The sequence below is a fragment of the Chryseobacterium soldanellicola genome, from assembly GCF_900100115.1.
Classification (GTDB): Bacteria; Bacteroidota; Bacteroidia; order Flavobacteriales; family Weeksellaceae; genus Chryseobacterium; species Chryseobacterium soldanellicola.
Genome location: NZ_FNKL01000002.1, coordinates 767724 through 783068 on the forward strand (window position 1 = coordinate 767724; position 15345 = coordinate 783068).

Annotated in this window: 12 protein-coding genes; 5 read left to right on the forward strand and 7 right to left on the reverse strand. The window is 32.9% G+C overall.

Going from position 1 to position 15345, the window contains the following annotated elements:
• Positions 1-77: 77 nt before the first annotated feature.
• The 5 genes from BLT04_RS08350 to BLT04_RS08370 all read right to left on the reverse strand — a co-directional run bounded on the left by BLT04_RS08350 (position 78) and on the right by BLT04_RS08370 (position 7342).
• On the reverse strand, positions 78-2513 hold the full coding sequence (locus tag BLT04_RS08350) for a TonB-dependent receptor plug domain-containing protein (protein ID WP_089755323.1): 2436 nt from the start codon (positions 2511-2513) through the stop codon (positions 78-80).
• A gap of 221 nt (positions 2514-2734) precedes the next feature.
• Positions 2735-4111 carry a tryptophanase gene (locus BLT04_RS08355; protein ID WP_089755324.1) on the reverse strand — a complete coding sequence of 459 codons (1377 nt, stop codon included), beginning with the start codon at positions 4109-4111 and terminating at the stop codon, positions 2735-2737.
• 89 nt (positions 4112-4200) lie between these two features.
• Entirely contained in the window at positions 4201-4818 is a 618-nt protein-coding gene (locus BLT04_RS08360) for a DUF502 domain-containing protein (RefSeq protein ID WP_089755325.1), read from the reverse strand.
• A 168-nt stretch (positions 4819-4986) separates the two neighbouring features.
• Positions 4987-7161 carry a prolyl oligopeptidase family serine peptidase gene (locus BLT04_RS08365; RefSeq protein ID WP_089755326.1) on the reverse strand — a complete coding sequence of 725 codons (2175 nt, stop codon included), beginning with the start codon at positions 7159-7161 and terminating at the stop codon, positions 4987-4989.
• 1 nt (position 7162) lies between these two features.
• A complete protein-coding gene (locus tag BLT04_RS08370) occupies positions 7163-7342 on the reverse strand; it encodes a hypothetical protein (RefSeq protein ID WP_139166225.1) in 180 nt (59 codons plus the stop codon).
• 194 nt (positions 7343-7536) lie between these two features.
• Here BLT04_RS08370 and BLT04_RS08375 point away from each other — a divergent pair, with 194 nt between their 5' ends.
• The 4 genes from BLT04_RS08375 (at position 7537) to BLT04_RS08390 (ending at position 13175) form a co-directional block, all read left to right on the forward strand.
• Positions 7537-9252, forward strand: a complete 1716-nt coding sequence (locus BLT04_RS08375; RefSeq protein WP_170828448.1) for a helix-turn-helix domain-containing protein — start codon at positions 7537-7539, stop codon at positions 9250-9252.
• 249 nt (positions 9253-9501) lie between these two features.
• Positions 9502-9774, forward strand: a complete 273-nt coding sequence (locus BLT04_RS08380; RefSeq protein WP_089755329.1) for a hypothetical protein — start codon at positions 9502-9504, stop codon at positions 9772-9774.
• Positions 9775-9844: 70 nt separating this feature from the next.
• On the forward strand, positions 9845-10603 hold the full coding sequence (locus tag BLT04_RS08385) for a GLPGLI family protein (RefSeq protein ID WP_089755330.1): 759 nt from the start codon (positions 9845-9847) through the stop codon (positions 10601-10603).
• Between the two features lie 4 nt (positions 10604-10607).
• The gene (locus BLT04_RS08390; protein WP_089755331.1) at positions 10608-13175 is read left to right on the forward strand and encodes a peptidase associated/transthyretin-like domain-containing protein; all 2568 of its coding nucleotides are present in this window, start codon (positions 10608-10610) and stop codon (positions 13173-13175) included.
• 51 nt (positions 13176-13226) lie between these two features.
• On the opposite strand, the gene miaE is transcribed toward BLT04_RS08390, so the two are convergent.
• Positions 13227-13808, reverse strand: a complete 582-nt coding sequence (miaE, locus tag BLT04_RS08395) for a MiaE family protein (protein WP_089755332.1) — start codon at positions 13806-13808, stop codon at positions 13227-13229.
• Between the two features lie 152 nt (positions 13809-13960).
• Here miaE and BLT04_RS08400 point away from each other — a divergent pair, with 152 nt between their 5' ends.
• Positions 13961-14206: a hypothetical protein gene (locus tag BLT04_RS08400; protein WP_089755333.1), complete on the forward strand. Its 246-nt coding sequence runs from the start codon at positions 13961-13963 to the stop codon at positions 14204-14206.
• Here the strand turns inward: BLT04_RS08400 and BLT04_RS08405 are convergent.
• Positions 14203-15297, reverse strand: coding sequence for an acyltransferase family protein (locus BLT04_RS08405; RefSeq protein ID WP_089755334.1), 1095 nt, complete (start codon positions 15295-15297; stop codon positions 14203-14205). The two genes, BLT04_RS08400 and BLT04_RS08405, sit on opposite strands and share 4 nt — an antisense overlap.
• Between the last annotated feature and the right edge of the window lie 48 nt (positions 15298-15345).

Below are 15345 nucleotides of genomic sequence, written 5' to 3' on the forward strand. Positions count from 1 at the left end.
TTTTACCTATTTAAAGCAGTCGTTTCATCAGAAAAATTTATTTTTCAAATCTTTGCGGCAAAAACCTTAAAAAGTATTTAAAATCTAAAATTAAATCTGGCAAAAACCTGTCTCCCCGCAAACCCCATTTGTACGGGATCAAAAATACCGCCTGATTCTGTATTTCCTTGCGAAACGTGAGTGGTTTGTAACGTCGGATATCGGTTGAATAAATTTTTGCTTCCGATCGTTAAATTAACATTTTTTGAAAACTCATACCCGAAAGATAAATCTGTTGTGACCTTTGGATTATAGGTCTGATAATCATCTGGACCGTTGTAGCCAACTAAAGTAACTTTATCAAATCTTACGAGCTGTAGATTAGCATTGAACTTGCTGATTTTATAATTTAAATTTAAATTAATCTTCGTTTTCGGAGCGGAAGCTAAAATAAAAGCTCTTTCTCTCGGGCTTAGATAAATCTCTTCTTTCCCTTTTAATTTATCGGAAGTATTCACTTTGGTAATCTCCATTTCGTTGTAATTTCCGGCTAAAGTTGCGGTCAGTTTTCCGCTGCCGATGTTTTGATTATAGCTTAAAATAACGTCTATACCTTTTGTTCTCGTATCAATGGCGTTGGTGAAAAATTGCGCCTGATCAATGTGATTATCAATTAAAATCTGTCCGATTGCGTCATCATCCTGAGAAAAATTTCCTGTTAAAACAATTCTGTCTTTTACTTTAATATAATATCCGTCAACAGTTGCGGTAAATTTTCCGGAATTAAAAGTAAATCCGGCACTTCCATTCACCGATGTTTCCTGTTTTAATTGAGGAATTCCGACAGCTTTCGCTAAATCACTGTCATTGGACGCTAATTGAATCGTAACTAAGTCGCCGCCCTGAAAATTAGTGAACTGTAAGCTGTAGTATTTTTGAGCTAATGAAGGCGCTCTAAAGCCTGTAGAAGCCGATCCGCGAAAGGCAAACTGAGGTGTTATTTTATATCTTGTGGCAAATTTTCCGTTGATGGTATTTCCGAAATCATTGTAATTTTCAAATCTTCCGGCAATGCTGATCATCCAGTCTTTGGTGATATCGAGCTCTGTATCAATGTAGGCTGCAAAATTATTTCTGCTTTTATCAACTTCCTGAGAATATCCGGGAAAACCCTGTGATCCGCCTGGTCTAATATCTCCGCTTAAAGGATTTGTAACCAATAAAGCCGGATCTGTATTTGCGGTTACAATATTTCCGTTGACGTCATACATGGCGTAGGAAGCCTCTTCACCTTTAATTACATTGAATTTTTCATATCTGAATTCCGATCCGAAAGCGATATTCAGGCCTTCCAGAACACTGAACTGTTTTGAAGCATTAAAACCTGTCGTATTTTGCAGTAAAGAATGCCCTCCCGCATTAAAGCTGGTGGGTGAATTTACGCCTAAAGTCGCATTAATCGTATGATCGATCTGATAAGTAAATCTGTTGCTTCCGAAAGCATTATAAAAATCAACATCCCAATCGGCAATTTTAAATTTTAATCCGTTATCAAACGTAAAATCCGTAATGCTGGTAGCCTGAATTGGGTTAAAACCGTTTGGATACACTTCCGGAATATTTCCGTCTGCATCGGCACTTCTCGTCCATGCATAAGCGTCTGTTTTTCTTTGTGAAAAGCCCTGTCTTGAATAAAATTTAAGATTATCCGACAACGGAACTTCTATATTTCCGAAAAAGTAAAAATTCTGTGATTTTGCATCACCAAATCGCTGTCTCGGAGCCTCATATTTTTCAGGATTGGCATTTCTGATCGCATATTCTTTATTGATAAATTCAGCAGTGAAATTTCCAAAACCTCCTTTGGAACCTATCTTTGTTCCGAAATTACCACTGAAATCAAAAGTGTTCCCATCTATTTTCCGGTCTGAAACAACGTCGTTATTTCCCGGACTTTTAAAAAGATTCATTCCATAGAACGTGTTGCCTTCAAAACCTTTATCACGATCATTTAAAATAACATTGATAACTCCTGCAATGGCGTCAGAACCATATTGGGCAGAGGCTCCGTCACGAAGAACTTCGATTCTTTTAATGGCTCCGATCGGAATTGTATTCATATCTGAGCCGGTATTTCCTCTTCCTTTTGTTCCGAAAAGATTAATAAGAGAAGATTGATGATATCTTTTTCCATTCAATAAAAGCAAAGTCTGATCGGGGCCCAAACCTCTTAAGGTCGAAGGATCCACAGCATCGGCTCCGTCAGAACCTGATTGTTTATTAGAATTAAAAGAAGGAGCGGCAAACTGCAGGAGCTGATTTACTTCAACCTGTCCGGTCGACTGGCTTACCTGCTTAATATCAATTACATCAATAGGCACGGGAGTATCAATGACGGTTCTTTTCTTATTTCGGCTTCCGGTGATGGTGACTTCATCGATCTTTTTTTCTTTTGAGATCGTATCATTTATTTCCTGTGAATACAACATGGAGCCTACACCAAGAAAAGCGGCACTTAAATACTTAATTTTCATATCTATCGAGTTTTTTTTATTTTGGAATTAAATCAAATGTATTAAAATTTGGCTATAAATCCACAAGAAAACTCACTATTGTTTGAAAAGTATTATGTATTAAATTGAATTTATTGAATATTAGTAAATTTTTATATAGTTGCTTGTTATACATTATTTTTATACACTTAAAAAGCTTATAAAATCAATAAAAAAACCGAGAACTTATCTCGGTTTTAATTTTATGCTTCTTCCAGCTGAACTGTAAAGTGTCTCAACAAATCTGGTTCCCATGTGATTTTGTAGCCTTTTGCAATGTCATCACGTCTTTCGTAAACGTTCTTGATGGCTGCCGCAATATAATCCATATGGTTGTTGGTGTATGTTCTTCTAGGAATTGCAAGACGAACCAATTCCAACTTAGGGTAACGGTTTTCTCTGGTTTCAGGATCTCTATCTGCCAGTAAAGTTCCGATTTCTACGGTTCTGATTCCTGCTTCTTTATAAATCTCAAGACCTAAAGTCTGTGCCGGATATTCTGCACGCGAAACGTTTGGTAAGAAATTTAATGAATCAATGAAAACAGCGTGTCCACCGATTGGTTTTTGTACAGGAATTCCGTATTCGATTAATTTATGACCAAGATATTCAACCTGTGAAATTCTGCTTTCTAAATAAGCAAATTCAGTGGCCTCATTTAAACCAACAGCCAAAGCTGCCATATCTCTTCCCGCCATACCGCCGTAAGTAATGAAACCTTCGTAGATAATGGTAAAGTTTGATGCTTTTCTGAAGACATCTTCGCTATTCAAAGCAATGAAACCTCCGATATTAACAAGACCGTCTTTTTTAGAGCTCATTGTCATTCCGTCTCCGTAAGAGAAAACTTCTTTGCAAATCTCCTTGATGGTTCTGTTTTCCTGCCCTTTTTCTCTTTTTTTAATGAAATAAGCGTTTTCAGCAAATCTTGCTGAATCAAAGAAAACAGGAACTCCATATTTATTAGAAAGTTCTCTTACAGCTTTCATGTTTTCTAAAGAAACAGGCTGCCCTCCTGAAGAATTACAAGTAATTGTAATCAAGCAGAAAGGTATTTTTTCTCTTGGATGGCTTTTATAAACTTCTTCCAGCTTTTCAAGATCAATATTACCTTTGAACGGATGTAAGTCATTGATATCAAAAGCTTCATCAATCGTACAATCAATGGCGTGAGCTTTTCTGAATTCAATATGTCCTTTTGTTGTATCGAAGTGTGAATTCCCCGGAACCACATCACCGTCTTTAACTAAAACTGAAAATAAAACATTCTCAGCCGCTCTTCCCTGGTGAGTTGGCAAAAGATATTTGAATCCGGTAATATTTTGTACTGTTTCGTGTAATTCCTGAAACGAACGAGAGCCGGCATAGCTTTCGTCTCCGGTCATTAAAGCGCCCCATTGTCTGTCGGACATTGCTCCGGTTCCTGAATCAGTCAGCAGATCAATAAAAACCTGTGAAGATTTTAGATTAAATAAATTATAGTTAGCGTCCTTAAGCCACTGCTCTCTCTCTTCTCTTGTTGATTGACGAATTTCTTCAACCATTTTAATGCGGAAAGGTTCCGCGTACGGTAAATTCATGAGTTAATTATTTTTAGATTGTTGTAAAGAAAAATTTATTTGAAATAAAATTCAAACTCATCATGTATTTTAAAAGTAGATTGAGGAGACTACTCTGGTGCTTTAAAAATATTGTCATCGGAATGGAATCCTGCAACGCCGCCACTTACCGCAAATTTCATTGCAGAAGCAGCCGTCATACCCACAACGGGTTTGATGTTTTTTTCCTCCGTAACAATCACCCAGCCTGAAATAGCGTATGAGTGCGGAAGATATACGGCTACGTAATTGTGTTTTTCAACGTCAGCCATTTCTTTTTGAGTTAAAAATCCGATTCTCCAAATCTCGGGATTTTCATTGGTTTTTACCCAGACAGGATCATTAAATTTTTTCTTATCTCCAACAAATGAGGACATCACGTCTTTTGTAGGGGTGTAAATATGCTTTACGCCGGGAGTTCTTTCCAATAAGCTGTCCATGGTGTCGAAAAAAAAGCGGCCGACAACAAATTTATTCCCTAAATAACCCAAAAGTGCAGTAATTAAAATCGTTGAAATAAAAACCAGCCCCGGAATTTCTTTGGCAACAGACGGAATAATATTATCAATCGAAGAAATAATGTACCAGATCACGAAAATGGTAAGCGCGATAGGTCCAATAATAACCAGCCCCTGAAAGAAATTTTTCAGGAAAAAATTGAGAATATTTTCGAAAGTCAGTTTTTTCAAACGGTATAAATTTTAAACAATCTTTTAGATTAATTTTTGTCAAATTTAATGATTTAGGATGAGAATTTGTAATGAAGCCGTTTAAACTTATTTGAAATGTGAGAATATTTAAAATGTAAAACCTACAAGGTCTAAAATCTTGTAGGTTTCTTAGTTTATTTGTGAAGCTTATTTATTGTTGTCCTTTTTTGGCTGATAGTCGGGATGGCCTAGTTGCCAGAAAGCGAAGGCGAAGATGTCCGAAAGGTTTGAATGTCCGTGGAAAGCTGTAGTATTATTTCCATGACCTCCTTCATAATCTATTTGTAATAATATGGGATTTTTCGAGATATTATCTGACATTAATTTAGCCGCAAATTTTACAGGTTCCCAAACCGGAACTCTTGGATCATTTATTCCTCCAGTTATAAATGTTGCAGGATATTTCACTCCTTTTTTGATATGTTGATAAGCATCCATTTCTAGCAAACCCTTAAACTCTTTAGAATCTTTTAATGTCCCAAATTCATCTGCATTACTACCAATAGCGAGTGCGTCTCTTAATGTATTGGTTGTTGGCACTTCCAAAATTGCTACTTTAAATAAATCAGGTCTTTCTGTCATTGCTCTTCCTACAGTGATTCCTCCTGCACTAGCACCCCAGATTGCTACTTTATTTTTTGAGGTGAACTTTTCATTAATTAAGTATTCTGTACAGTCTATTAAGTCTTTCCAAGTATTAGGTTTTGTTTCTTTATACCCTCCCAAACGCCATTTTTCTCCTTTTTCTCCTCCTCCTCGTACATGGGCAACAGCCATTATTCCTCCCTGATTTACCCATAATAAATAAATTCTAGAGAAGAATGGGCTTTGAGAAGACCCGTAAGAACCATAGGAATCAATTAGAATCGGATTATTTCCATTTCTTTTTATATTTTTGTTGTATATGAGAGATAATGGTATTTCTTCTCCGTCTCTAGCTTTTACAATTATTTCTTCCGCTATTATGTCTTTAAACTCAGGATATTCTGTAATTGGAGTTATGTTTTCGGGAAGAAATGAATTTGTTTTAAGATCATATCTAAAACGCTGTTCTTCATTAACCCATCCGGCACAGCTTATCCAAATGTCTGAAAAGTCTTCCCCTTTTGCTTGTAAATTTATATTACCTGATGGAAAAGGAAGCTTAATAGGAATATCTTTTCCTTCTTTAGATAAGTATAATTTTGCTTCTACTCCGTTTTTTGTAGTTGTATAATAAATACCATCTTTAGTGATTCTATATTGTCCGATAACCTCATCACTTCTTTCCGGGATAATAATTTCAGGTTTTTTAAAATCTGGAGCTATTATACTGGTTTTGCAAAGTGTATAGTTTTGAGTATTATATTGAGATAAAAAATACAGATCATTATCTACAAGTTGTAAAGACCTTACTTTATCTTCTTTCGTGTAAAGAGTTTTCCATGTTCTTTTACCTTCTAATAAATCTTGTTTAGGAATAATAAATGTTTGCCTATAGTAGTTATTATCAAGCAACATTCCTACGTAATATTTATCATTAGAATCTAGGATAATAGGGGATTTTTTCTCATCTATCTTTAATTCAGGATTGTTTTTAGCAGAAAAAATATCTGTCAATTCTTTTGGATTTGTTCCTATTTTGTATAAAATAGCTTGTGTGTTTTTATAAAACTCCTGAGACTTAGGATCATTGATAGGAAAATACGTGTAGAAAAATCCGGAGTTATCATCCAGCCATTTTATTCCTCCGATATTAGCAGGTGTTGTATTTGTAATGGTTTTAGGATGGATATATTTGTTTTTCACATCCATGATAATAACCTCTGTAAGCTCCTTTCCCTTTTCAGCAATCGCAATAGCTACTTTATCCCCAACTGAATCAGGGCTGATGTAATTAATTATAAACTCATGATTCTGTTCATTGCTTTTATAATTAGCCGGATCATAAAGTAATTCCTCTTTTCCTAAAAATCCTTCCCGATAATAAAGCTTTGCAGCTTTTTCATTACCGATTTTCTTTAAATAAAAATATTTATCATTATTTGTTATACTTAAATTTGATACAGAATACCCCAGCCTTTTGTCAAACTCCATTCTTTTTTCTAAATAAAATTTTCTTTTGGGAATTTGATTAAGAATCGAATTAGCATAATTTGTTTGAGTCTCCATCCATTTCTTTGTTGAAGGACTTTCTAAATTTTCTAAGTTTCTATATCCATCTACAATTTTAGTCCCAAAATATTCATCTGTTACGGGAACAGATGGAGCAGGATTGCTTTTTTGAGCACTTGTAAAGAATGTATAAAAAACACAAATAATGATAAATATTGACTTTCTCATCTTAACATCTACTAGACACTGCTCCTCCTCCTCCTTGAGGCACAAATGTTGGTGGTTCATCACCGCCATTGATATTCATTAATTGATTACTCCCACCATTGATTGTTTTCATGTTGTTAATCTTCATTATTTGTAATTTTTTCAACGATAATTTTTTTTCTTGTTTGATTGTTTTTTTCATTATTAATTGCATTTAAAATTCACGGGCAAATAACGGGATATTTTTCAAAATTGCAATAAAAATAGATTATGGATTTATAAATTCATTATTTAAAAAAGAGGACAAGGTGTTTATTGCCAATGATTTATATGGTTTTGCATTAGGCTTCCAGTTTACTGAATAAAAATGTAAATTTGCAACGTATTTACAAAATGATGAAAAATATATTCCCAATTATAATACTATTGTTTGGCAATTTGGTGTACGCCCAAAGGAGTAAAATTGATAGTTTATATGAATTTAAGTATCCGGAACTGAAAAATAAGTTTTTTGATTATAGTGATCATAATAAAGTTTCGCAGGCTAAACAGATAGCAAAATATTACCTACAAAAAGCTAAAAAAGAAAATAATACAATCGAAATAGCCGAAGGCTACACTCTTATTCACTTAAATGAAGATTGTCCTACGGCTTTAAAGTACATTGATAGCCTCGCAATTATTACAAAAAATATCAAAGGAATATACCCTACCAAAACCTATTTGCTCAAAGGAAATCTATATTACAAATATGATAATCTAAAAGCAGCGTTGGATAATTATATTCTTGCATTGAAATATGCAAAAGAGCAAAACGATAAAAAACAAATCGCCTATGCCAATATGAGTATTGCCTATATCAATAGCTATATAGGTAAAAATGCAGAAGCAGCAAAAATATTCAGATATTATCTTTACAACGGCAATGATATCATAGACGATTATGAGCACAACCAAATGCGTATAGCACTCATAAGCTGTTATCTTGAGATTAATAAATTAGATTCTGCTAATATTTTAATTAAAGAAGGGCAAAAATATGCTATCGTAGGTAAAAATAAATATGATCTTGACCCGTATTCTTATTTGTCCGGAACTTATGATCTTAAATTGAAAAAATATAATACTGCCATTACAAAGCTATCCAAAGTCTATGATAATTTAATAAAAATTAATGAAACCAATGCTAATTATGCCCTTTTTAATTTAGGTAAAGCCTATCAGGGTGCAAAAAATAAAGGAAAAGCTGTAGAAACCTATAGTAAGTTAGATTCCAATGTTCAGAAATCTAATATTACTTTTCCTGATCTTCGGGAAGCATACACCTATCTCATAGACTATTATAAAGAAAAAAACGATAAAGAAAAACAGTTGTATTATATTGATCGCTTTTTAAAAGTTGATAAAAAGCTTGATGAACAGCTTCAATATGCATTTACAGAGTTACCCAAAAAATATGATACTCCGAAGCTTTTAGAAGAAAAAGAAAACATTATTAGTGATTTAAAGGGCAGAAAAAGAATTCTTTACGTGGCTATAAGTGCTCTTTTATTAATTCTTTTATCGTTACTATATCTTTATTATAAGGCTAAGAAAAACGAAAAACAGCACCGCAAAATTGCTCAAGATTTAATCAATTCTATTGAGAGGAAAAATGTTGAAACTCCGCAAGCGACATTAGCTCCAATGCAGTTCCAAAATATTGAACAAGTTGATATAGAAGATAGAGCAACTAAAACAATACCGGAAGATGTAACCAAATTCATTTTAAAAGAATTAGAAATTTTTGAAAAACAGGAACATTTTCTTAAAAAAGGAATAACATTATCCAGTCTTGCCCAATCGATAAACACCAACACCACCTATTTATCTGAAGTAATTAACAGTTATAAAGAAAAGAGCTTCACCACTTACCTTAACGATTTACGTGTTGATTATGCTTTGAAGCGACTGATAGAAGATAAAAGATTCAGATCTTATAAGCTAGCCGTTATTGCTGATGAACTTGGGTACAACAATGCTCAGGCATTTACAGCGGCATTCAAGAAAAAAACGCAGACCACTCTTTCTACATATCTCAAAGAAATTGAAAAAACACAGACTATTAAATAAAGTCCAATTAGCTTATTTTTCAATACTTTGTTGTTGTTGATTTATAAATTAATGGTGATGAATTTATAAATCCATAATGCATGTGCTTTTTTTGTGTGAATCTCTTTCCTAAGTTTGCTCCAGGTAAAAACACAAATATTCTATTTTTTGTATGTGTACAGTACAAGAGATTAATATAAACGCTGATCAGCAAAAACCCATGTCAGGGATGGTATGACAAAAAATTAATACATTTAAAAAAAATTACAAATGAAAAAACTATTATTGGGCGCGTTTTTGATCGCGGGAACTACTTTAGCGTTTGCAAAAGACAACGTAAAATCTACAACAAGCAATTTGAAAATTGAAAAGACTGTTTCTTTAGAAAAAGTTACACCTTCTTCTGATAAGGAAGTTGCTTCGGTTAAGAGAATTTGCGGACAGCTTGTTTATTCGGAACATACAGTAGATCATGTTGATATGTACGGAAATGTCTACACCGAAACAGTGGGAACTTACACCCATTATACCACTTGGTGCTAAAAATTAATTAAAAATCTTAACGCATCATGATTTTCGCATCACGATGCGTTATACTTAATATATATGTCTCATGAAAAATAAAACAATAACTATTTTAACAGTTTTCTTCATATCCATTTCGTTAAATAATTTATTTGCTCAGTATTTAAAAGTTGAGTATGAAAGAACAGAACTTCAAGATTTTAAAAACTCTTCCTCCTCACAAGAGTATATTGATAAAGTGAATAAGGTAAAGAAAATACCGCAAAAGAATTTTCTGTATTTCGCCAACGGAAATTCTTTTTTTAAAAATATTCCTCGTGTTGGTTTCGTTCACGATGCAGGAACCACACAGATTGATGAATCTAACCGAAAAACTAAAAAAGAAGTTTACACAGATTTCGAAACAAAGATCTATCATATAAAAAATGAAAAAGGCTCCTACCAATATCAAAATTATCAAAGAATTAATGAAGAATTTTATGGATATGTTGAGATGAATTATAAAAAAGTAGATTACAAAGATGATATCCTGAAAATAGATAATTATTTTTGCAAACTGGTGGAAGTCACTTTTCCAAATGAGCAGATTACAAAAATTTGGTATACAGAAGATATCCCTATCTCTAGCGGACCTTATGGCTTTAATACTTTTCCGGGTGTTGTTCTTAGAATCGAAGCTCCAAGTTATATAATGACCGCTGTAAGAATAAGTAATGATACTAAAGAAAATGACGTGGAAAAATTGGATCCTAAATTAAAGATATACAAAGGAGAAGAATTTACCAAAAAAATGCAAGAGGTAAGAGAGCTTAACAGCAAGCCAACTTATCAAGAAATAAGATTATAAATCAATGAAATTAAAGTTTTTAGTTTTCATATTATCTCTATTTTTCTTTCATTCTTTTTCTCAAAATATAAATATTAATGTAAAAGAAACGACTGGAAAACCCATATCAGAAGCTAATGTACAGCTTTTAAAAAACGGAAAAACAGTAGATTTTCAAAAAACAGACGATAAAGGAGTTTGTACTTTTCAGCTCTCTGAAAAGGGCGTTTTTTCGGTGAAATTTACATCAGTGTTCTACAAAACAAAGATCTTAGAAATAGACACCAATGAAAAATCAAATTTTGAAGTACAGCTAGATCCACAGATTACTGTAATAGAAGAAGTAGAAATAAAATCCCGCCCAAAAATTGCTACCGCTAAAGAAGATACAATTGCTTTCAACCTAAAAGCAGTAAGAGACGGTACAGAAAGAACAACGGAAGATTTAATAAAAAAACTTCCCGGATTAGATATTAACGAAAACGGAAAAGTTACCTATAAAGGAAATACCGTAGGTCAGGTGTTAGTCGAAGGAAACGAATTCTTTGGGAAAAATCATAAAATGGCAACGCAAAATATTTCTGCTAATATGATTGAAGGGATTGACCTTTGGCAGAATTTCAGTACCATTAACGGAAACCGCTCTACAGCATTAAATCTAAAATTAAAAGATGAATACAAAGGAAAAATCAGTGGAAATGTAGAAGGAAATTACGGAACTAAAAATTCTTATTTAGGTCATGCCAATTTGTTTAAATTCGGGAAAGCTGGAAATTTAGCCCTGATTGCTGATGCCAATAATATTGCAAAAGATCCTATTAATTTCATGGATTTTTACGAAATGAATACTCAGGAAGACATAGAAAATTCCGGATCTGTAACTAATATAGATATTCCGAGTTTTCTAAATAATGACGGAAGAGTAAAATCAAAATCTAATCAATTTGGAGCTTTGCAATATTCAAAATCTAAAAAGAATTTCACCATTACCGCTTTTTCTATTTTAAATAATGCACAGCTCGATAAATTCTCAACTTCCAAAAGAATTGCTTTTGAAGGACAGCCACAAGATTTTAATTTCCTTGAACAAAAAAGAGAAGACAACAGAGGTTTTTTCGGAACTACTCAAATTAAATTAAAGAAGACCTTTTCGGATAATAGTTTCCTATATTATAATTTTGGGTATAACCCCACTGAAGATCATTTTAATCAGAATATTGACAGATATTCGGCAGACTATAACTTCTATGAAATACAAAATAAGGTGAAAAATAATAGTTTGGGTAATTTCATTTCATGGAATAAAGAAATTCTCAATTCTAAATTAGTATTTGCTCTAAGCCAGCTCAATGAAGCTCATACAGGAAGTTTGGATATTTGCTCTAACACCCAATTATTTCTTGAAGACAGTAATTTTTTATCTCAAGAATATTCAACAAACTCCAATAAATATGCATTTGATTTTTTTATAAAAAACAAAAATCAGATTCTGAATTTTAATTTTCATTCAGGGATTTCTTATAAGAAGGAAGTTTCCGATCTTGGAGAAACTTTTTCTGAAACCGCTGAAAAAAGAACCCTTAAAATCTACCATTATATTAATGATTTGAATGTTTCTAAAAAATTAGGAAAATTTGATCTGTCCGGTTCCGTAAGTTCAAATTTTCTTACGGTTAATGAGATCAATAAACATTATTTTGAGAAGAAATTCAGTGTAAAATTTAGTCCTGCCACAAAAGCAGTAAGTGATTTCGCGTTAGAATATAGCTCAAAATACGAACTCCCCGACTTAAGGCTTCTTCAGTATAATGTATTATATACAAAAGATTTATCTTTTTATCAAAATACCCTGCTTACTCCCGATTTATTAAGTAAAACGGATAATTATAAATTCACCTGGAATAGATTCAATTTTGAAAAAGGGAATAATCTGTTCTTTATGATTATGTACAGTAAAATTAAACCAACTTATACAACCAATATTACCAATTATGGGACATTTTCGGGAATAGAAAATACGATAGGTAAGTTTAATGATAGATTCGTATTTCTACTGGTCAACGATCAGAAGTTTAGTAAAAATTATACTTTGAAATCAAAATTGACAGGAGTTTTAAGTAAGAATGCCAATTTTATCAGTGGGAATAATAATTTTTCAACGATCAAAAATTTTGAATTATCTCAAAAGATCTCAACAAATTTTAAAAATAAGCTTTTACAATTCGATTTAGGATATACTTTCACTAAAAATATTTTTGAACAGAGCTTTTATGACACAACCTCCAAACAAGATAATATAAAAATATCATTAGGAATAAGAGCCAATATTAAAAAAGAATGGATTGCCAATGTTTTGGGAGAATATTTAATTCAGAAAACAGAACAGAATACATTGAGAAATTTTTTAATAGGAGGACAGGTTTCGTATAAAAAAGAGAAATCTTATTTTGAATATAATTTATTGTTTAACAATATTTTAAATCTTAATTCTTTCCAATATATCAATAGTTATACAAGCCAGTTAGGAATTGATGAATCATCAATAACAGCTTTACGGGGCTATATTTTAGGCGGTCTGAAATTTAATTTTTAATCATTATAATTTATAGAAATACCGCTTCATAAAGTAAGCGGTTTTATTTTTTTACCCGTGTATTGATTCTTTATTTCCGTAGGATTGTATAATTTTTGCTTCGTATTCCAGCCATTCTTCCCAACGTTTGTTTACTTTTTCTTCGTCTCCCAATTGTCTTGCAAACCCAATGAAGGTCGTATAATGATTGGCTTCAGAGATCATTAATTCTCTGTAGAAAACCTTTAGCTCTTCATCTTTGATATTTTCGGTAAGCACTTTAAATCTCTCGCAGCTTCTGGCTTCGATCATGGCTGCAAAAAGCATTTTGTCAACAATAAGATCGTCTCTGTTACCTCCTTTTTGGATGAAATTCACAAGCTCATTGACGTAATCGTCTTTTCTGGTTCGTCCAAAAGTGTATCCTCTTTTTTTAATAATCTCATGAACCTGGCCAAAATGATCAAGCTCTTCCTGCGCGATGGCAAGAAGCTCTGTAACAATTTCGGGATATTCAGGCAACATGGTGATCAGTCCGATGGCGTTTGTTGCTGCTTTTTGCTCACACCAGGCATGATCTGTCAAAATTTCTCCAATGTTTTCCTCTGCTATATTTGCCCACCTGGGATCGGTAGGAAGTTTCAACTTAAACATATTTTAAAACTTTTTGTAAAATTAAAATAATTTGCAATAAATCAGAAGTTTTATTTGTATTTAAAATTTAGGGCAATTTCCCTGTTTAATCAATGTTAAATATTTAATGGTATTTTTTTTGATATTGTTTAATCACAATTAAAAAATTTAACATGAAAACCATTACAAACTTTAAAAACTTATTAAATACAATCTTAGCTTTTGTATTTACAATGTCTATTTCTGCAGTTTCTTTTGCTCAGGAAAATTCAAGTGGGGTTGTTGAAACAACAAATTCAACAAAAACAACAACAACGACAGAATGGTACGCCGATCCTGTTTATTTAATCGGAGGCGCATTAATTTTAGTTATCTTAATTGTTCTTTTAACAAGAACCGGAAGAAAAAAAGAGGATTAATCTTTTACAGCCGTTTTCTTTCTTAAAAATTCTAAAATAGACCATCCTAAGCTGTCGACTTTTTTTAAGCCAGATGAAATGATGAACGCCAAAATGATATTAATGATGTAAATAATGATCATTAAAACCCACCAAGGCATCATTTCTTTCAATGGAACAACGAGAAAATAAACCAGTGAGGAGCTGATTCCTTGTGCGAAATAGAAAAATATGGCGTTTTTACCGATGTAAGTAACAAAACTTTCTTTCTCAATTTTTAATCTGTTGTAAAAAACAAATAAAGTGACCAGTGAGAAAAGTGCCCATATGATATAAGGAATTTTCGGAGGGAATTTATTTTTATTGATTTTATAGAAGATATCGCTTCCGTAATACCAAAACATCCAGAGTAATGCGGCTGCAACAATGCTGTAAAGAACCGGGATCATTTTTATCGGGATTTTTTTACCGCGCATTCTGTTGGCGATCAGGAAAATAGCCATATAAAATGCTACGTAACCCACTTGCCCTGTCGGATAAATTTCAGGAAAAATGTTGAATACCAGGGTTAAAGCGATGCAGATTCCTATAAACCAATTGATATGTTTCGGAAAGAATCTTAGGATTAAAACACCGAAAACGGTGAGGATAAAATATACTTTTAGGTACCAGAAACTTCCCATTACAACAGGAAAAGTGTCTGCATTGGTGTATTGATGAAGATACCAGTTGCCAAGATTTTGCCATTGCGGAACGGCTGAAATGCTTGTTGTGGCATATTTTGATCCAAAAGTTGAATAAAAATTCTGCAACCATTCCAATGAAAAGATCGTTAATCCGAAAACCTTAAAAAAGTAATCCAAAAAGAACAAAAATGTTACGAAAATCATGTAAGTGATCTGCAATTTGAGCAATCTGTACAAAGTTTTCTCAATATTGGATCCGGAAGTGATTCCGCTTAATGCATAAAACAGAGCAACATCAAAAACCAAAGAAAACACTCGTACATCTGCGGGAATATAAAATTGCCCCGACCAAAAAGCCGTGTGAATAAATATAATGGAAAGCGTTGCCAGGCCTTTCGCAAAATCTATGTAGAGATCTCTGTTCATTGATAATGGATAAGCATCAAAATTAAATAAACTTTGTGAAATATTTCG